Source organism: Cohaesibacter intestini, from assembly GCF_003324485.1.
Classification (GTDB): Bacteria; Pseudomonadota; Alphaproteobacteria; order Rhizobiales; family Cohaesibacteraceae; genus Cohaesibacter; species Cohaesibacter intestini.
Genome location: NZ_QODK01000001.1, coordinates 565,285 through 586,037, shown reverse-complemented (window position 1 = coordinate 586,037; position 20,753 = coordinate 565,285). Strand labels below are relative to the sequence as shown.

Here is a 20,753-nt window from a genome sequence, read left to right as displayed (position 1 = left end):
AGACGGGCCTTTGACATCAAGAAACAGCAGAAAGCTGCAGTTTTGGCCATAGCGGATTTGTTGGATTTAGTTGTTATTGTCCATATGTGTGAAACTGGCTGATTAAACGTTGTAAGATCGAAGATTGTGTCTGTCCCTTATAGACAATCATTAATCAACCGTTAAGTTAATTTAATATAATCTCAATACTGATAACAAAGTTCCCAAATGTTGGTGATGGTTGTAGAAATCAAGCTGTACAACCAAAAATAGACGTGATAGTTACCCAGGGGTTGCATGAATCTCTATCGTCCATGCCAAGGGCAGAACAACGAGTGATGTATATGTTCAGAACGATAGCCGTTTTTCTTCTTTCTCTCGCATTGTCGGGATGTGCGGTGACGCCCAGAGAAGGGCCACTGTCGATCGAGATCGAGAAGCAAAGTGTTCAAAACGATTATCTGATCGTGGATGTGGATGCTGACATTGTCGACGGCCTGAATGGGTTCAACCCGGTTGGTCTGGGAAGTCGGTTCCGCAAGACACGCAACTACACTCCCATCTCGACTGTTGGCGTCGGTGACGTTCTCTCTGTGACCGTGTTCGAGGCTGACAATGGCGGGCTGTTCTCGGGCGAAGCCGGTAACAGCGTTCAGTTCCCAAAAATCGTTGTTGACCGCGGTGGCGAGATTTCACTGCCCTATACGGGAGCCATCAAGGTGAAGGGCAAGACGCCTGTCCAGATTCAGGATCTGGTGGTTGCCAGCCTCGAAGGCAAGGCTATCCAGCCACAGGCGTTGGTCAATGTGGTGCGCAACGAGAACAACGTTGTCACTCTCAATGGCGATGTTGCCAAGCCCGGTCTCTATCCACTGCCGACCAAAGGGGCTCGGCTCCTTGATGTTGTGGCTCTGGCAGGCGGCGCCAAATATGCGGCCCGTGAGACCTTTGTCACTCTGCAGCGAGGCAAGAAACAGGGCGTGCAGTTGATGAAGACCGTCATCGAGCAGCCAAACGAGAATATTTACGTTTCGCGTGGGGACCGCATTTATCTGTCCCATGACCCGCAGCGATATACGGTGCTCGGCGCCGTCAAGAAACCGTCTGTCTATACGTTTGATGCCGCAACCATTTCAGCGCTGGAAGCCATCGCAGCAGCCGGTGGCCTGCAGGATGAGCGCGCTGATGCGACCGGCGTCTTCGTGTTCCGCTATGAAAGTCCAGCCATTCTGGATGCACTCAATATTTCTTATAATAAAATTCGTTTGGGCAAAGTCCCGACTATCTATCGCATTAACATGAAGCATGCGAAATCCTACTTTTATGCTCAGTCTTTCCATTTGAAAGACAAGGATTCCGTCTTTGTATCCAATGCACGCAGTGTTGAAATTGGCAAGGTGTTGGGTTTGCTTCGTCAGGCGACGGGCTCTATTGGCAATGTTGCCGGCACCGTCAATCGTTTTGACTAATTGAAGTCAGTGTTCAGCCAGACAGGATCTGTTTATGCAGGTCCGGGAAACGTGTTTACGTTGTGACAAACTTGAGCAGACAAGCGTCGAAGCCCGAGGGAAGTCGTGTGTTCCTGTTTTTGCAGGGGCATCCGTCCTTCTTCGCGCGCAATATCGCTGCGCGTCTGGAAAAGGATGGTCACAAGGCGTTGCGAATCAATTTCTGCCTCGGCGACCGCCTGCTTTGGTTCGGGCGTCCATCGGTCAGCTATCGCGGGCGCTTTGATGGCTGGGAGGCCTATCTGCGCCGCTTCATTGTGGCTCATGGGGTGACGGATATCGTCTATTATGCGGATCGCAAGCCCTATCATCAGGTGGCCGCCAAAGTGGCTCGGGAATTCAAGATCGCGACCTATTGCTACGAGTTCGGCTATCTGCGTCCAGACTGGATCACGCTCGAGCGCGGAGGCATGTCGGCCTTCTCACACTTCCCGAATGATCCCGATCAGATCAAGCGCATTGCCGCGCAATGTGATGAACCGGACCAACAACTGAAATTTCCCTACACCAAGCCACGCGAAATTTTCTACGAAGTCAGCTACAATCTTGTTAGCTATTTTTCTTTCTTCCTCTATCCCTTTTACCGCGCCGATCGCTATTACAATCCGCTGGTTGAGTATATTTCCGGCATTCCGGGCCTGTTTCTGGAGAAGAAACGGCACAGGGTGGCGCGAGAGTTGGTCACCAGACTGGCCAGAAACGGCAATTCCTTTTTCATTTTCTCGCTGCAATTACAAAGTGACTATCAATTGCGTTCCAATGCGCCTTTCTCGCATCAGAAAGAAGCCATTCGCACAGCCATTGAATCCTTTGCGCGTCGGGCAGAGAGAAAAACACATCTGGTCTTCAAGGCTCATCCACTCGACAATGGGTGGGAGCGCTGGGGCGCCTATATCAAGAAAAAGGCCAGGGAAAATGGCATCGAGAGTCAGGTTCATTTCATCATTGGAGGCAACCTGACCCTGATGTTGAAATATGCCAAGGGCTGCGTTCTGATCAACAGCACGGTGGGTATGCACGCCATTCGTCAGGGATGCCCTGTCAAGGTTCTGGGTCATGCGGTCTATGACATGGACCGGGTGACCCATACAGGCCCCTTGGACAGCTTCTGGGAGCGGCCGCAGAAACCCGATGCGGCGTTGGTGGACGACTTGGTCAAGGCCATGGCCAACACCATTCAGGTCAAGGGCAACTTCTTCACCACCAAGGGTCAGAAAGCCGCTGTGCCCGTCTTTGCCAAGCGGCTTGCCGCCGGGCAGGTCAACTGCAAGGGAGCTTACCTGCCTCTGCCTCCCCGGTTGGCCACGCTGAATGCCCATGAACCGCCTCTCCATTGGCAAACAGAAGGGTCGGTGGGCCGCACTGACCCAAAGGCTGCTGAAGAGGCTGCCGCAGAAATGGATCCCGCCTCGGCACCAACCTATTGACCATTGCCGCCGCTCCCGTTGGACAAGCAGGCAACGACCGGACTGGCTCCTTGGGGCTCCTGCGCTGATCCTTGGTGACGATTGTGCAAACATGCTCAGCCCAACCTATCAAGCAAAGATTGACGATGCTGTGCCAGACCAAAGCGCTGGCTGAGCGAGCGTAACTCTACGCCATCGATCCATCGAACGGTTGTCTGAGCGGGCAATTGCTTTGATTGGTTGGGGAGGGGGAAGGCGACCAAGCTGGAAATAGATTATGACATTCGGGTGTCATGCTGACGCAGTGGGAACCAATCACTGGTCCAGCTTGATCGCCTTGAAGCCATTTCTATCAATACACCAGTCCAGCCATCGGAGCGACCGTAACTGGAGGTGAGCAGGTGTTGCCCTTGCGGGGGGCATTGAGAGGAAACGGCCATTCGTTTCACCAAAATCAAGACTGACAACCTGATTCCGGTGCCTTAGGCACACAGGCACGCATACACGGCGCCTGCATCATCCATGTGAGCGGCTGAACGGTCCGGCAATCGGAGCGAACGGATCATATGTGGAACACATCGTGACCTGCCTGAAAAGGCAAAAGCCGGACAAACCGCTGAATTCAGAAAACGAAAAGTCTCGTGGTTTCTATGGCGCTGTCCTTCCGCTTGAATGCGGGGACACTTTGAAACAGGTTACGATACAGGCATCTTCAATGCAAAGCATGTACAGTCTCCTTCCGGCACTCCCCGGCCGGGTTGAGTTGCAGTTAAGATGGCAGGTCTCCTGACTTGCGGGTCTTCGCGTTACCGACCTTCCCGGGTAAGTGTCCAGACTTGGCTGGGGCCCAGTGGTATCTCGGAATTGCTATCCGCCTACAGTTGCGGGGGCAGTCATGGATTTGTCGCACAATACGTCGCACCATGTTCCCTTTTCATCCTGACAGCCTCGAAAGGCGATCAGGAACCATCTGCCCCGATCATGCCGTCAAAATCCATCAAAGGCAAGACTGGTCTTTGGGCTAGGTCGTGGGTGCTGGACGCAAGAGGATCGCTTCAACACCCGGCATGCAGACCGGCAAAATACGCGCGTTTCCCAAAGGAAAAATATAGAAAATTCAGAAAGATAGAGATTTTGCGTTTTGGCTTTTCAGCACGGGAGGTCGCAACAGACAGTCGCAGGGCTGCTTTCGAACGCCACACAATTGGGAATAGGAGCCATGCGGGATAGACGAGGGTCGATCGCAGGGCGATTGGAACCGGCCCTGCAAAGGTGTATCTGCACTATTACAGAGAGGAGGGCGAAAATGCTATTACAATCTATGATAGGTGAGACATTATCGTGATTTTTTTGTGCGAGTAAAGGTCGGAAATTTCAAATACACTAAATGCGAGTGTTGCCGGTGCAAATTGTGGCAAAAAAATGATTAAGGGATTCAATTTAAAATTTTATTGCAATAGAAAATACAAGCGCGCAATGGTTTAGGGAATTTTTGGGGGCGTTTGTGACTGAGCAGCAATTTTTTCTGAAAAGTATCAGATATTCGGGAGAAAAAGAGGTTTTCTTCCAACAACGCTCCGCTCTCGAAGGATTTGAGGATGGCCAGAACTTTTTGATTGGCCATATGCCGCGTTACGCACGTCTGTTTGCGGCGCCATCCTTGAAACGGGATGGTGATGAAGAGATAACAACCTGTGCTTGGTATGGATTTGAGCCGGGTCAGGCCACGCCTTGGGGCGCTCTTGGGCAGACCGATAAAGTCAGGGTTGCAAATCTTCTGCGCGGTTTTTTCAAGGATCTCATGACGGCTATTGACCGTTCAAACGATCCACGTGCTCGTCTGATCCTCTGTTGGTTACCGATCCTGTCTCTTGATCAGGACCTGATGGTGGTCAATGGCCAACCAGTCCTGACCAACTGGGGATTGGTGCCACGCGGCACGATGGAATTCACGGACAAGTTGGCCCATCGCCTGATGCATGGGTTGGGACAGTTTCTGCCAGAAGGGGTCGACGTTCCCGATGTGGCGGACCTGATCGCCGTTGAGCATAGGGCAGAGGGGCAAACGGACGCTGACGGGTCTGAGGCTGACACCACCAGCTCAGCCCCAGTTACTGCGATCCCGCCCGTGTCCGCAGCAAGTCAGGATCCCGAATCTCCGGCATCCCCATCCGGTCCTGTGTCGCCAGTCTTTGCCGGTGCTGCCCATCAACAGGCGCAGGCCGCTTCGATGGCAGCGGACCAGCAGCGTCCGACCCCGCCACTCCCCGAAGCGCAGGCGGCGCGGCGCTCCCCCCGTTGCTGGTTGCCTGTGCTCATTGCCTGTATTGTCGCATTGCTGTTTCTGCTCCTGTTGCTCCTACCGGGCATTCTGGTCTTCCCGAACCAGAGCACTGCGCAGGCCATGCTCGGCAATCTGGCCTTGGAACAATCCGAAGCGGCCCTGCGCAACCGGATCAAGGATCTGAAATCCGAGCTTGCCAATCGCTCTTGCCGTGCTCCGCGCCCCTTGCCTGACTTGTCCGCTGTGACGCCGTCAGGAACCGCACCAGCCACGCCGGTGGATCCAGCCACGCCTGCTCAACCGACGGTCACAGACGTCGTTACGTTGCTCGATCAGGCAACGGTGCTGATTGTTGCAGGCGACGGCACGCGCAAGATGGGCAGCGGCAGCGGCTTTTTCATCGGCCCTGATCTGATTGTCACCAACCGTCATGTGGTGGAAGCCTCGAACGAGGGTCATGTCATTGTGGTCAACAAGGCGCTTGGCGGGGCCCGCAAGGGCCAGGTTATCGCCACCAGCGCCAACAGCAATCTGGGGGAACAGGATTATGCGCTTGTCAGGATGATTGGTGCTCCTTTCTCCCATCATCTGTCCCTGTCCAAATCTGGCTCGAAGGGGCAGCAGATCTATGCGGCGGGCTATCCAAGCATTTTCATGGAGACCGATGAGCATTTCCTGAAGCTACTGGCCGGAGTGGTCACCGCTGCCCCCGATATGGTGCTCACTCAGGGCATTGTCACCGTCCTGCAGGACAGCCCGTCCGGCAATCGGATGGTGCTGCATAGTGCGGATATTTCGCCGGGCAATAGCGGTGGCCCGCTGGCAGATAAATGTGGCCGGGTGATTGGCGTCAACACCTTCGTCAAAACCAGTTCTGAACAGCAGGTCCGTCTCAACTTCGCGCTCAAGAGCGACAGTCTGCTGTCCTTTCTGTCCGCACAGGGCGTGAATGTCGATCAACAGGATGCAGCATGTGAGGCCAACGCCCCGCCGTCCCGACAGGCTGAGGCGGCAGAATGACATGAAGCAAAGTCAGCAAATTGCCTCCACGACCGCCATCGATCTTGCGCCGATCGGCGGGCGCAAGGAGCGGGATTTCGAACGCATCACCGATTATCTGGCCGCAATTCTGGGGCCAGAGCATGCGGCCATTTTCAGCGAACCACAAAGCAGCACCGATGGCACCCGCATTCATTGGTATATCGACCGATCTGGTCCGGTCTCCCGTCTGGATGCGCTGGATGAACAAACCGCAGATGCTGTTCTGGGGCGTTTCGATCGCATCGCGCGGGATATCGTTGGACTGGCAAACCGCCTGGCGGCCAGCAAGGAGGCGTCCGACCGTGCCTTTGGCCGGGCCCTTGCCAATGCCATCCGCATTCCCTCCCGGTCCTATATCTATGCCCATGAGGGCAACCCCATCCTTGTCGGTTGGGGGCATCGTCTGGCCAATGCGTCCAGTGGCAATGACGAAATTGGCGTTCGTGCCCCGATCCGCCCACGCGGTCCACAAGCTGCCGAGATGCCGATCACAGCGCCGCTGGAGCAGCCTGAAACCGGCGCAGACCAAACCGAACCAGACCAGACAAATCGCACCAGAGACGAAGAAAAGGAGCCGCGCCATACCTGGTCGCGCTGCCTGACGGCCCTTTTGTGGTTCGTTCTCGCCGGCCTGATTGCCGCAATCCTCTATTTGCTTTTCATGGCCTGTGCCATTTCCTTCCTGCCATGGTTTTCCTATTGCAACCAGCGTCCTGCCGCGATTGTCAACTTTGCCGATCTCCAGCGCGAGTTGCGGGTGCTGGAAAATGCCGCCGCCTTCAAGAAGGAGCATTGTGCCGAGCTGCCGCAAAGCGGCGCTGATCTGAACAATAGCGAGATTTCCGATCGCCTATCCCAACGTCAGGCTGGCAATGGGGCATTGCAGATCTCGTTGGCGTGGAATGGATTTGCCGATCTTGATCTGGCGATCAAGTGCGGCAATGGCGCGGTCTGGTTCCGCAGCCCGTCCGGCTGTGGTGCAAAGCTGGATACAGATTCCAATGGTGGCCGCAACAACACACCGCGTCCGATTGAAAATATTGTCTGGCAAAGCGCGGGCGCCATACCACCGGGCGATCTGCCGATCTTCGTCACCCTATACAGCCATCGGGGGCGGCCACCGCAAGACATTCCCTACACCATCCGCGTTGTCCGGCGACAGGGGGATCACATCACCTCTCAGTTCACGATTGAAGGCGTCGCCTCGCGTCAAAGCGTCAAGCAGTCCGTTCCAGTCGGCTCCGCAAACCGAAATCCGAAGAAGGCAGCAAAATGACAACCCTTGCAAACATTTCCCTCGTTCCCTTCTCCGGCATCCAGTTTGTCACCCGCGAGCTTGATCTGAGCCAGCTGACCGCCTTCAAACCCTATTTTATCGAGCGGATTTTCGAAGCTGACCGCCCCGGTGAGGATCCGTATCGACGCTTGCTGCAGGGTTGGAACGAAGAGGATCCCGACGGTGATCCTCCCCATGAAGAACAGGGCAATGACATCGGCTATGGCATTTCCAAAACCGCTGCATTGGAGCCCTTTTTGGGCAAGTGGTTCCCCGTTCCCTATTTGCGGCGCACTGAAGCCCGCACTGCCGATGGGGCGTTGAATTTTGCACTTGGGCCAAGCAACTGGGCGCGCGCCATGATCGTTTCCGACAGCGAGAAGAGCACGGAAGATGGTCTCTGGTACAAGGTGATTTTCGCCTTTGACACGGCTCTTGATCTTGATGAAGACGATGACGACGAGGCGGGCGAAGGCCGTGACGAGGCCGCAAGCGAAGCCAGTCCCTATGTCGCCCCGCGTCGCTCTGATGTGCGCAAGGCGCAGGAGTTCCACTTTGTCTCCTCCATGAGCAAGATCGCGTGGTTTCTCTCCAACCCGCAAACAAATGCTCAGGATGACACCGTTCGCGACTACCAGATCTGGGTGGCGAACTGGATCGAGGAATTGTTCGAATCCTTCCTCGAGAAAAAGAGCAAAGGCAAGCGCCGGGAGCGTGAGCGGTTTCTTGAACATATCGCTCGCTGGATCACCCTGATCCAGATAATCGACAAGTTGGTCGTGCCAGAACCCGTCCGTTTCGTTGACACGGTGTCCGACGACAAGACCATCCGCCCCGTCGAGGTCGATCTGGTGCTCGATGTCGGCAATTCGCGCACCTGTGGCATGCTGATCGAAAATTATCCCAATGAGGATGCTGTCGAGCTTAACAATTCGCTGGTGCTCAAGCTGCGTGATCTGCAACAGCCATGGATCACCTATGACGAGCCGTTCGAAAGCCACGTCACTCTGTCGCAAGCTGATTTCGGTCCGGAAAATCTCTCCCGCCAATCGACCCGCGGCGATGCCTTTCTCTGGCCGACCCTCGTGCGTGTCGGGCCGGAGGCCATGCGCATCAAGCAAAAGGAGCCGGGGTCTGGTTCGATCATCGGCATGTCGGCCCCAAAACGGTATTTGTGGGATGTGGCTGCCGCCAACCAGTTCTGGCGCTTCCCCCATTCCGATTATGGCATCGATGAAGGCATGCCATGGATCGGGCGTATCGCCCGGCGGCGCCTGAACCCCAATGGCGATGTCCTTTCCCATGTACAGGATGATATGCGGCTCTATGCCTCGCTCTATCCCGGCACCAAAAAGGCCGATTTTACCCGCCCCAGCACCAAACTGAGCTATTCGCGCTCAGCCTTCTACGGCTTCATGCTGTCGGAAATCGTCTATCAGGCCTGGGTGATGATCAATGACCCGGCGGTCCGGGCGGAGCGTCGCCAAAGCGAAGCGCCTCGAAAGCTCAATCGCATCATCCTGACCCTGCCGACCGCCTTGCCCATTCAGGAACAACGGATCATGAAGGCGCGCGCCGAAAGCGCGGTGCAGTTGCTCTGGGACATCTTCGAATGGGAGGGCAATCAGCCTCCGGGTGTTCACAAGCCTTCAGTGCATGTCTCCTGGGATGAAGCCAGCTGCGTCCAGTTTGTCTGGCTCTATGGGGAGGCCAGCCGCCGCTTCCGGGGACATATTCAGGAATTTTTCGAAATGACCGGCAAGCCGCGTCCGCGCTTCGAGGCAGACGAGCTGCCAACGCCCGGCACGCCGTCAGAGCCATCCTTGCGCGTCGCCTGTCTCGACATTGGCGGTGGCACCACCGACCTGATGATCACCACCTTTTTCCAGAAGGAAGACCGGGCCATTCTCCCCGTCCAGACCTTCCGCGAATGTGTGCGGATTGCCGGTGACGACATCACCAAGGCGATCATCGAACGCTGTCTGATGCCGGTGATTGAACGGGCGCTGATCGATCATGGTGCAAGGGAAGCCCGCACCCGTTTGAGCGATCTGTTCAATGGTGATCGCGCCAATATGAGCGAACAGCAAAAACATGCTCGCCGGCAATATGTCCAGCAGGTGTTGGTTCCAGCTGCCCTTGGCATTATGGAGCGCTATGAGGCGTCCGGCGAGGATCGCTATGAAGCGGTGCATTCCGCGACGGTCGCCGAATTGGTGCGCGAGTCCCTCTCCGTGTCGCCATCGGTGCTGCAATATCTGCAATCGGCCTTTGCGCAAGGCCATGAAGACGCCTTTGACATCATGTCGATGACCGTGCCGGTGGACTTCACGCAAGTCGCCAAGGCCATCGACGAGACGATGGAACCGGTCTTCAGCACCGTCGCCGAAGCATTGGCGCATTTTGACTGTGACTATGTGCTTCTGTCGGGTCGCCCGTCCAAGCTGGCCGCCGTGCAGGAAAATCTCCTCAACCGCTTGTTCATCGCGCCCGACAGGTTGCTCTCGATGGGCCATTATCGTGCGGGCAACTGGTACCCGTTCCGCTCTCGCGGAAACACCGAAATCGGTGATCCCAAATCCTGCGTTGTCGTCGGTGGCGTGCTCTGTGCTCTGGCGGAACGCAGCCTGACCAACTTCATGCTCTACACCAACATGCTGCAGGCTCGCTCGACCACCCATTATATCGGCGTGCTGGAGCAGGGCGGCAAGCTCTATGACAAGAATGTCCTGTTTGCCAAGGAAGACGACGAGCCGGGCGGCGAGGAAAGAGATCATAACTTCAATCTCTATTCGGAAAGCCTGATCGGCTATCGCCAATTGCCCTATGAGCGATGGGTCACGGCACCCCTTTATCACGTCCGTATCACCGACGCCAATCTGGCCCGGCCGATTGATGTCCAGTTGAGCCGCGACGAGGTGGAGGATCTTGAAGAACAGGACCTGCCGAACGAACAGGCCGTCAGCCTGATGAAGCATGAGGCAACCAAGGAAGATCTCCGCATCGAGGAGGCGATGGACCCGGTCGGCAGCCCGGTCGATCGTTCGGTCATGATGACCTTCCGCACTTTCCCACTGGAACAGGGCGACCATTGGCTTGATTCCGGCATCCTGCAAGTAGGCGAGTAATAAAATGATTGTCAATCAACAGCTTATCGAAGAAACGCAATCAGTCGCCACTCAGGTGCAGGACGCCATCGGCTGGGTTGGGCACGCGGATAACACCAAGCGCATCGGCGAGGCGATCAATTCGGTCGACAAGGAACTCAAGCGTGGCAAGGTCGAAGCGTTGCGGTTGGAGGAAGCCGCCCAGCGTCCTATGGCTGTGGCCGTGTTCGGCGCCAGTCAGGTTGGTAAGTCCCATCTGATTTCGGTGCTCGCTCGCAAGGATGACGACCTGTTTGCCATGTTTGACGGGGTGGACGAGCCCGTAAGCTATATCAAAAAGATCAATATCGACAAGGAAGGGGAATCCACCGGCCTTGTCACCCGCTTCACCATCCGCAAGGAAACAAGTCCCGCAGGCTATCCGGTCTGCCTGCGTTGGCTCAGCCATGCAGACATCATCAAGATCATCGCCAATGCCTACCAGCTCGACGGACGCCCCAGAGAGGTACCCGAACGCGACGAGATCGCTAGCCATATCGCCCCTTTCCGCGAAAAGGCCGGGCAGGACGTGGCCAATGGGCTGCGGCTGGAAGATGTCTGGGATCTGGAGGACTATTTCAAAAAGTATCTGCCCGATGCGCCTCTGACCGCCAAGCTTGATGCCTTCTGGAAGGCCGCAGGCGAGCTTTGTACCCGTTTGTCGATTGAGGATCTGGGTGACTTTTTCTCGATCCTGTGGGGCCGCGAGCCGATCATCACCAAACTCTATCGCGATATGGTCACAGCGCTTGGCAGTCTGGACTTCCCCAAGGACGCTTTCGTGCCGCTCGATGCGATTGATGCCACCAATCCGGATATCACCAGCATCATCACCGTGGCTGGTTTGAGCGGTCTGTCCGATGGCACATCTGAACAGATCGAGGTGCGCAACAGAACGGGCAGCTCCGCCCGGTTGCCCCGCTCGACAGTGGCGGCTCTGACGGCGGAAATCTGGATCACCATCCGGGACAAGCCGTGGGATTTCTTTGATCACACGGATCTGCTCGATTTCCCCGGTTATCGCAGCCGCGGCCTGAAAGCGGCCGATTTTGACGGTGATGACGAGCCGGAAGGCAAAACCGGCATCGCTAAATATCTCGAGCAAAATCCTGACAAGACCCTGCAGACCCTGATCCTGCGCGGCAAGGTGGAATATCTGTTCCAGCGCTATGTGGAAGAGCAGGAAATCACCTCGATGCTGCTCTGTGCCCAGCCCAACAATCTCGATGTCGATCAGTTGCCACAGGTGGTGGCCAAATGGATCACCGCGACCCATGGTCCCAAACCGGAAGACCGGGTCGGCAAGGAAGAGTTGCTCTTCTTCGTGTTCACCAAGTTCGATTTGCATTTCAAGAAAAAGACCAGCGATGCCTCCTTCGGTTTTGAAAGTCGTCTTGAGGGGGCAATCGATAATCCGCTGATCCAGTCCTACGGCAACAGTGCCGACAGTTGGGTGAAAAACTGGACTTCGGGCCAGCCCTTCAACAATTGCTACCTGATGCGCAATCCCAACATCCTGAATGGTGAAATCTTCGATATTGAAGGTGATCGGGAAGCAGGCGTGCGCAGCTCGGAAGAGGCGTTCCTTGATGAGCTCAAATCCTCCTTTGCCGGAGTGCCATCCGCACGGGAGCATTTCAAGGATCCCGAACAGGCCTTTGATGAAATGATGCGGCTGAATGACGGCGGTGCGTCTTTCATTGCGCGCAATCTGGCGCCGGTTTGCAATCCGGGCATCAAAGAAAAGCAGATCCGTTTCCGCCTCAAAAAGCTCAAGCAACGGCTTTATGAGCGCCTGTCGCCCTATCATGTCAGCTCGGACATGGATGCCCGTCTGGAGGCCCGCTTGAGCGTGGCGCAGATCGTCATTGATGAGCTGTATCTTTGCGACTCACTAGCCCGCTTTGGCTCCTTGTTGCGTGGATTCATGTTGCCAACGGCCAGTCTGTCCGACCGCCTGCATGAGGCGAGCTTCAACCAGACCACCGACGGCCACAAGGACAGCCCGACTGCGGCCCCTGCTGCCCCGGTCGTCGCTGCGCCGCGTGCCATCCGCAGCCGGCCCAAACTCGGCTCCCAGCGTGCTGCCCCGGACGCATCCCCCACACAGAGCGCAGCAGCCTCCGTTTCCTCGACACGCAAGACCCGAGAACGGCTGATTGCCGAGGCCGCAATTGCCGCCATGATCGACAATCTGTTCGAGCGGGCGGACAATGCGAGCTTTGCGACCTTTGTGCATGTCTCCAACGATTCCTTGCGCGAAGTGGCGCAGGAAATCCAGCAGGCGGCCCGCCGGGTGGCGTTGGTCGACACCCTCGAAGCGCAGCTCAAGCGGATTGCCTTTGTCGATGGGCGCGATGAGTTTCTCAACAAGGCGACCTTGGCCTCCGAGCGCATTCTCAATGGCTTCATTGCTGATCTCGGCCTGTCGATGCTGCCAGAGAAGGACCGGGTCATGGTCGAGACGGAAACCGAAAGCCGTCACGCCTTCCGCACCAAACCGATCACTTACAACGCGCTCGGGATCGGGCCTGAGGCTGCTCCCTTCGCCATCCATTATGTCGACGACTGGATCTGTGCCTTTGACCAGACCGTGCAGGACAATGCCAAAGGCGACAGCTTTGACATTGATCCAGCCCTGAATGCCAAGCTCGGCACCATCCTCCAGATCTTGTCCAGCTGATCTCAGCGCAAAAGCCAACGGGAATATATCCACTATGACTTTCCTCACTGCTGAAAAAGACCATGGCCCGGGCCATGCATGGCTCTGTCTCGATCAGGAGGCTGCGCCCGACTGGCGGCTGGAAATCGAGCGCGAGGCCAGCAAAGACCTTTATCTGGGACCAAAGGGTTGGCAGGGCACACCTTTCGGCATCAAAGCTGTGGCGGCAAAAGGTGACCGCTTGCTGCTGGGGCCGGATGTTGTCGACTATTTGCGCGATGGCGATCTGATCGTCCTGCGCATCCCCGAGGCCGCGATTGAGGTTGAGGATTACTGGCCGGATATTCCGATTTCGGGGCGCAGCAACAAGGGGGCAAGCCTTCTCGATCTGCCGTCGGAGCCAGAAGATGAAGGCCCCAAAGCGCCGTTCCAGCCGGAAGACCCGATCCCGCAACCACAGCCCGTCGCTCCGGTCATTACACCACCTCCCAGCAGAGGCTGGTTGACATGGGCCGCCATCGCCGCCGCCTTGGTCATCTGGTTCGGTATGGGGGCCATGGTCTGGCTTTATTCCGATGAACTGATGGCGCTGATCACCGGGGAACCCGAACAGACCGAAACCGTCGTGGATCAGCAACCGGCAAACGAGCCAACCGAGGAACCAACGCAGACCCCTGCCGAGGAGCCGATACGGGCTGAAAACACGACCGATGAGGCGACCCCGCCAGTGCAAGAAGCGGATGCTTCCACTGCGTCGGACACCGCATCTCCCGACACGCAAACAGCGCAAAATGATCAGCCTCCCGCCACGCCGTCACCGGCAGCGGCTGTGCACGACCGGGCCTATTGGCAAGACATGCTCGGCAACAGCCAATTGTCCGGTGAGGCCCTCTACGGCGCTTCGAGGGAAACGCGCGATGATGCCGAACTTGTCGACATCGCACAGGACTTCCTGCGCCTGTCTGCCGACAAGGGACACAAGCCTGCTCAACAGGAATATGCAGGCCTGTTTGACCCCACCAAGGATGCGGCTGTCGGCAGCATCAGCGCGGTCAAAAATCCTTCAACGGCACTCGAATATTACCGCCGTCTAAGCGAGGCGGGGGATGCAACCGCCAGCCGCAACATTGAGAGTCTCTGCGCGCATCTCAAGCCGACCTATTTCGAAAATGCCGAGGCGCGTATCGCCATCGACGACTATTGCAACTGATTATTGACCGATCCGGAGCGAGACAATGCATAGAGCAAAAAGCCTTTTCTCCAAATTGGCTCTGATGGCCGCCATCCTGCTGGCCACAGGGGTCAGTCTGCCAATGGGCCACGGGGTATCCAAAGCATATGCCCAGCAACAAGACCGTCAGGCCATGTTGATGCCCGGCAAAAAGACGCTGTTCCGGCGGATTGTCACCAAGCCCGGTGGCAAGCTCTACGCCAAACCGGGCCGGACTGCCCGGGTGATCAATCCAAAGGTGCCCGCTTTTGCCGTCTATTATGTCTATGGCGAGGAAAATGGCTTCACCGAGGTCGGTGTCAACAGCCATGGAGGGGCCAAGGGCTGGATCGAAACGGAGAAGGTCGTCGACTGGAAACAATCCATCGTCGTTGCCTTCAACAATCGGGCTGCCGCCGGGCGCGTGCGCCATGTCTTCTATGAGACAATTGACACACTCTCGGAAGAACTCGACGCCACAGCCAACCCGGAGGCTTTTGCCGACAGCGCCAATGTCATTGCGATGGAGCCGGAAAATGCCATCAATGACACCAGCAACTTCTACCTGCTGCCGATTCTCGACCATGAGAGCTCCTATTTCCCGGACGACAATGAAGGCAATCTGCTTGAGGTCGCCTCAATCACCAAGCAACAGCCCAAACGGGTCGAGCAGGATTTCCATGCCGGTATCGTCTTTGTCATCGATACCACCACCTCAATGCGCCCCTATATTCGCCAGACCAAGGAAGTGATCGAGCAGATCAGCGTCGAGATCGAAAATTCCGAGCTTTCCGGCAAGGTGTCCTTCGGGCTGGTTGGCTTTCGCCAGTCCGAAATGACCAATCCGGGCATCGGCTATCACGTCAAGGCCCTGCTGCCGTTGACCACCAATTCCAGTGTTGAGGATTTCCTCACGGCCATCGACCAGATGGATGTCGCCCGGGTGCCGACCCAAGGATTCCGTGAGGATTCCATCGGTGGCATCGCTTATGCCAAAAGCGCCTTCGACTGGAAGCCATATTCCGCCAAATACATCATCCTTGTCACCGATGCCGGTCCACGCGCCCCCGGCGAGGGCGACAATTATATCGATGCGCTCGATATTCCCGAACTGGCGGGCGACCTCGCCGATGATCAAATCCGTCTGCTGGTCATGCATCTGAAAACCGCCGCTGGCCACAAGGATCACCAATCTGCCGAGGCCCGTTACCGCACCGCCTCGCGCCTGGTGGGCTCGGTCAATGATCTCTATACCGACATCAGGGACGGCGATGTCGGGGCCTTTGGCGCATCGGTCGGCACCTTTGCGCAGAAGATCATTGCGACTTCCGAGGCGATCCGCGAAGACAAGGAAATTGCGGCCCCCGACGAGGCGGACAATTCGACCGAGGCCAATTTGCAGCGGGCGGCGCGCGCCTTCCAACTGGAATTTCGCGGCAATCGTGAAGGAGACGAAGCCCCGATCTTTTACAAGGCATGGACCATCGATCATGCCTTCGGGGCCTATGGCCGACAGGCGCTCGACATTCGCCTGATGCTGACCAAAAACCAGCTTTCGACCATGGCGGGCAACCTCGAGGCCATCGTCGAGCGCGCCAACCGCCCTGGCGGCATCATCGATGCCAATGCCTTCTTCCAGGACATTCAGGATCTGGCCTTGCAAGCCTCCAATGATCCCAATCAGGTCCGCGAGGAGCAAAAGCTGGGGGATGCCATCGCAGAGTATCTGGAAGACTTGCCCTACAAAAGCCAGACCACGGCCATGACCATGAGCGACTGGGTGACCTTGAGCGGGCCTGAGCAGCGCGACCTGATGAACAGTCTGGAATCAAAGCTGCGCTATTATCAGCGGGTGCATGACAATCCGGACAAATGGGTGGCTTTGCATCTGGATGCCGCCGCAGGGGAATATGTCACCACCATTTCGCTGGACCGCATGCCATGATCAAACTGGAATTGTCCATGGCCCGCAAGTTGTTGAGCGACCCGGATCGCCGGTTTGAGCTGCGCATTCCCGCCTTCTCCGTCTCTGGCGGGGAAAAGGTGGCGATTGTCGGCCAGACCGGCTCGGGCAAGACAACGGCCATGGACATTCTGGCATTGGCCAGCCCGGTGGATCTCTGCGCCCATTTCACTTTGGATCTGGGCGGTGAGCCGATCGATCTGCGGCCAATGGCGCGCAACAGACGCAAGAGTGCGGCCCTGCGGGCGGCCCATTTCGGCTATGTGATGCAGAAAAGTCCGCTCTTCCCGTTCCTCTCGGTGTTGGAAAACATCACTCTGCAACAGAGACTGTCGAAGAAGCCAAATCCGGCCTTTATTGGCGAACTGCTCGATCGCCTCGGCATTGCCTCCATCGCATCCGCATTGCCGGGGGAGATTTCCCAAGGCCAGAAGCAGCGCACCGCCATCGCGCGCGCCCTTTGTCATCGCCCCAGCGTCATCCTCTGCGATGAGCCCACCGGCGCGCTTGACCCCGAAACCGCTTGGGATTGTCTGGAAGCCATCGACTGGGCAGCCAGACAGAGCCGGGCAGCTCTGATCATGATCACCCATGACTGGGCATTGGCCGAACGCGCGGGCTTTGATTTCTGCCACCTGAATACCAGCCGCCCCGACCCGACCCATCTGATCGGTGAGCTGGAAGCTCGCCAGAAGCAACAGGGCAGGCGGCGCTCATGATTGCATTCGACCTTGCCTTGAAGAGTTTTCTCAGAACGCCGCGCCCCAACATTGCCGCAATGGTCGCCCTTGTCTCGGTGCTGCTGCCGATGCTGGTTTTGTGGTCCATGAAGGTCGGCTTCATCCAGTCGATGATGGATGAGTTGCGCTCCTCGCCCGCCAGCCTCGAAATCCGGGTCAAGGGGGATTACAGCATCACCCCTGATGTCATGTCGCGGATTGCCAGCCTTGAAGGCGTTGGCTTTGCCATGCCGAGGGCACGCTATCTGGCCAGCCGCGCCTTCGCCAGCGAGCCAACAGGGCGCAACCGCACCCCTGTCTCCCTTATGCCAACAGGCGTTGGTGACCCTCTGATCCCCGATGGTTTGGCATTGCAGAAAGAGGGCGACGCGATTCTCTCGTCGGGCCTTGCCGACAAGATGGGACTGAAGGCTGGCGACGCCTTCCAGATTGCCAACAGCCGGCGCAATCAAAGCGAACATATGCGCATCCCGTTGACGGTGGTGGGGATTACCTCAATAGAAGGAATCTCAGGCAACTGGGTCTTTGTCGCGCCGTCGATCATCGCTGATGTCGAAGCCTTTTTGGATGGCTATGCGGTGCCCCGTCGTGGTGAGACAGGCCGGGACCCATTGACCCGTCCAAATGTCCATTCCGGCCTCAGGCTCTATGCGCGGGACATTGAGGCTGTGGTCGACCTCGCCGCCCAAATGCGCGGTCTGGGCTTCAGTGTTGAGAGCAACGCCCAGCGCATCGAAGCCATCCGTCGCCTTGACCGGATCCTCAGCTGGATCGTCATCGCCCTCGCCGTCATCCTCTTGATCGGCCTTGTTCTGTCGATCTGGTCCTTCATGGTCGTGCAGCTCGAGCGATTGAAGTCCCATATCGCCTTGCTAGGCCTGATGGGCCAGAAGCAGCCGGGCACTGGGCTTTATTTCATATTTATCGGCCTGTTCAACGCCTTGGGTGGCCTGCTCGTCGCCAATGCCCTAGCGCTGGCTGCCATGGCGCTGGGCAATCAGCAATTCCGGTTATTTCTCGATCGGCGCGGCGACATATTCGTGCTGCCGATGGATCATCTCGCCCTGCTGAATGGGGTGGTGCTCTGCCTTCAGTTGCTGCTTGCCTCCTTCATTGCTTTTCAATCATCCAAAATCAGACCGGGGGACCTGTTCCGTGATCAGTGATTTCAACAAATGCATTGCCATCGGTCTGATGGCCAGCTTGAGTGCCTTCTTGGCACCCGATATCGAGGCAAAGGCGCAAGAAACGTGGGATCCGAAATATTACAATCCCGCTGGCGGCGAGGATATGCTGTTCCTGCCCATTCCCTGTGGCGGCAAGATCGCATTGCGCAAAATCGTCACTGTGACCGAAGATCTGGACTCTGCCGCAGGTCCCTTGAGCGATCAGCGTGTCACTTTGGGCCGCGATGCGGGGCGGACCCGTGGCTATATTGAGGAAGATCACACCGATTATATTGCCGGTACGCTGAACGATGTGGTGGCCAATCAGCGCTACTATCTGATTGGCGCCTATGAAGTGACCCTTGGCCAGTATGAGGCGGTGACCAAGGGGCCGGATGCGTGCCCAAGGCGGATGTCCCGCAAGCTCAATCAACCCGTGACCAATGTCAGTTGGTATGATGCGGTCGATTTCACCCGCAAACTCAATGGCTGGCTCTATGGCAACGAAGAAAGCATGATGCCGCTGCTGGTCCAGATCGGCGCGGAAAATGGCTTCGTCCGCCTTCCCACCGAGGTGGAATGGGAATATGCGGCCCGTGGCGGCAGCAAGGTGTCTTCGGCCCAGCGCAATGAACCGCTCTTCTTTTCAGATGGCACCATGGATGATTATGCCTGGTACAATGGCGCGACATCGTCTGGTGGCAAACCCAAACTGATCGGCAAGAAGAAGCCGAACCCGGCGGGTCTCTATGACGTCTATGGCAATGCCGAAGAAATCGTGCTGGAGCCCTTCCGTATGCGCCGACCAGATCGGGTCCATGGGGCGATTGGGGGATATGTTACCCGTGGCGGCTCTTTCAAGGACCAGCCCGACCTGATCAATTCCGCCCGCCGCGACGAACATCCCTTCTTTTCCGCCGAGCTGAAAGGCGAGTTTAAACGCCGGACCATGGGCTTTCGCATCATGGTCGGTACCTCCTCCATGCCGCGTGATGTGGATCAGGTGCCGCGCCTGGAATCCGCCTTTGAAGAAGCCCAGCGACAGGTGGAAGGCGACGCCAATGACCAGCCCTTGCAGCAAATGGCGGATATGGCCAGTCAGGTCGAGAATGAGGAATTGCGGGCAAAAATCGATCAGCTGCAAAATCAGCTTCAGCAGGAATTCACCCGGCGCAATGCGCTCAAGGCGCGCAATCTGCGAGTGACCTTGTCCAGCGGTGGGCTGCAGGCGATGGAGGTCTATCTCAGTGCTCGGGCGATCAAGAGCCTGAAAGCAGGCTATCAGCAGGCCAAGGAAACCAAGGTCGGTATGGATTTCTATCCCCCAAAAATCCGGGCCGAGTTTGGCCATTTCACACTGATCGAAGACGCCTATTTCGAAACCGTCGACACTTTGTCCGCTTATAGCGATGAGGAATTGGAGCGACAGGCAAGCATCGTCAAGCGTTCGCTTATGGAGCGTGGCGACGAAAACATGAAGCGCTTTGTCGAGCAGCTCCAGATTTCGATCCGCAAATTCAGGCAGCGACGCAACCGAAGCAACCTGCTGCATTTCATCAATCCGATCCCGGAGGAAAGCGGTCTGTGAGGCTCCTAATTCATTGATTTTTCGATTTCTACAAACAAGCGACCTTGAGGATATTGGGTATGGTTAAACTAAAATTCCGGATGCTGGCAACCATGCTGGCCCTTTCCGTGACGATTTCCGGCTGCATTGCCACCAAACAACCGAATGAGCATCTCACGCCGACAGAAATTGCCTTGCGTCAGAAACAGACCGAGCACAAGCGGGTCGTGCAGGGCGTGGCAACCGGCGCGCTGATCGGGGCTGCCGTTGGTGGTGGTCTTGGCCTCATTCTTTCGGGTGGCGACAAACGCTCGATGCTGCGTGGGGCTGGCCTTGGAGCCTTGGCCGGTGGTGTCATGGGCGGTGTGGATGCCAGCAAGGTCAACAAGGAAACCCGTGAAGTCTCGGCCGAGCAGGATGAACTGAAGTCGATCATCGCAGCGACTGAAAAGAGCATTGCCTATTATCGCAGCATGGCCAACATGACCGCCAAGCTGACGGCCAATGCCAACCAGCGGATCCCGCAGATGAATGCCAGCTATCAGGCGGGCACCCTCGATCGGGACACCTATCGCAATCAGATGCTCAGTGCGCGTGAGAATATGCGCATCATCAACGATCAGGTTGACAATGTTGATCGCGACATCAGCGATCTGGAGGCGGTCAAAAAGAACAAAAAGCTTAAGGTCGATGCGCAGATCGCCAAGCTCAAAGCACAAAAGGCAGCGCTGACCAAGCAACGTGACGCCCTGCAAACCGCCTATTCCCGTGTGCCGGACGATCTCGACCTCGCCTTCAATTAGTC

12 protein-coding genes and 1 riboswitch are annotated in these 20,753 nt (G+C 56.8%); all 12 genes read left to right on the top strand.

The annotated features are described in order from the left end of the window. Positions 1-377: 377 nt before the first annotated feature. The 12 genes from DSD30_RS02475 (at position 378) to DSD30_RS02420 (ending at position 20,751) form a co-directional block, all read left to right on the top strand. Positions 378-1,448, top strand: a complete 1,071-nt coding sequence (locus tag DSD30_RS02475) for a polysaccharide biosynthesis/export family protein (protein ID WP_198662791.1) — start codon at positions 378-380, stop codon at positions 1,446-1,448. 107 nt (positions 1,449-1,555) lie between these two features. After that, positions 1,556-2,914, top strand: coding sequence for a capsule biosynthesis protein (locus tag DSD30_RS02470; protein ID WP_157967527.1), 1,359 nt, complete (start codon positions 1,556-1,558; stop codon positions 2,912-2,914). 738 nt (positions 2,915-3,652) lie between these two features. After that, a riboswitch (cobalamin riboswitch) is annotated at positions 3,653-3,879 on the bottom strand. Between the two features lie 815 nt (positions 3,880-4,694). Then, positions 4,695-6,197, top strand: a complete 1,503-nt coding sequence (locus DSD30_RS02465; RefSeq protein WP_157967526.1) for a trypsin-like peptidase domain-containing protein — start codon at positions 4,695-4,697, stop codon at positions 6,195-6,197. 1 nt (position 6,198) lies between these two features. Beyond that, a complete protein-coding gene (locus DSD30_RS02460) occupies positions 6,199-7,494 on the top strand; it encodes a hypothetical protein (protein ID WP_114007998.1) in 1,296 nt (431 codons plus the stop codon). Next, positions 7,491-10,622 (top strand): virulence factor SrfB, encoded by a 3,132-nt coding sequence (locus tag DSD30_RS02455; protein ID WP_114007997.1) that lies wholly within the window; start codon positions 7,491-7,493, stop codon positions 10,620-10,622. The genes DSD30_RS02460 and DSD30_RS02455 overlap by 4 nt, the downstream gene beginning before the upstream one ends. A gap of 4 nt (positions 10,623-10,626) precedes the next feature. Further along, on the top strand, positions 10,627-13,323 hold the full coding sequence (locus tag DSD30_RS02450) for a virulence factor SrfC family protein (RefSeq protein ID WP_114007996.1): 2,697 nt from the start codon (positions 10,627-10,629) through the stop codon (positions 13,321-13,323). A 34-nt stretch (positions 13,324-13,357) separates the two neighbouring features. Then, positions 13,358-14,512, top strand: coding sequence for a hypothetical protein (locus tag DSD30_RS02445; RefSeq protein WP_114007995.1), 1,155 nt, complete (start codon positions 13,358-13,360; stop codon positions 14,510-14,512). Between the two features lie 25 nt (positions 14,513-14,537). Beyond that, positions 14,538-16,457, top strand: a complete 1,920-nt coding sequence (locus DSD30_RS02440) for a vWA domain-containing protein (RefSeq protein ID WP_114007994.1) — start codon at positions 14,538-14,540, stop codon at positions 16,455-16,457. Beyond that, positions 16,454-17,194 (top strand): ABC transporter ATP-binding protein, encoded by a 741-nt coding sequence (locus tag DSD30_RS02435; RefSeq protein WP_157967525.1) that lies wholly within the window; start codon positions 16,454-16,456, stop codon positions 17,192-17,194. The genes DSD30_RS02440 and DSD30_RS02435 overlap by 4 nt, the downstream gene beginning before the upstream one ends. Then, positions 17,191-18,381: an ABC transporter permease family protein gene (locus DSD30_RS02430; protein ID WP_114007992.1), complete on the top strand. Its 1,191-nt coding sequence runs from the start codon at positions 17,191-17,193 to the stop codon at positions 18,379-18,381. The genes DSD30_RS02435 and DSD30_RS02430 overlap by 4 nt, the downstream gene beginning before the upstream one ends. Further along, positions 18,371-19,969 (top strand): formylglycine-generating enzyme family protein, encoded by a 1,599-nt coding sequence (locus DSD30_RS02425; protein WP_157967524.1) that lies wholly within the window; start codon positions 18,371-18,373, stop codon positions 19,967-19,969. Before DSD30_RS02430 ends, DSD30_RS02425 begins: the two co-directional genes overlap by 11 nt. 59 nt (positions 19,970-20,028) lie before the next feature. After that, complete coding sequence (locus DSD30_RS02420; protein ID WP_138150464.1) at positions 20,029-20,751, top strand: hypothetical protein; 723 nt, start codon at positions 20,029-20,031, stop codon at positions 20,749-20,751. Positions 20,752-20,753: the final 2 nt, after the last annotated feature.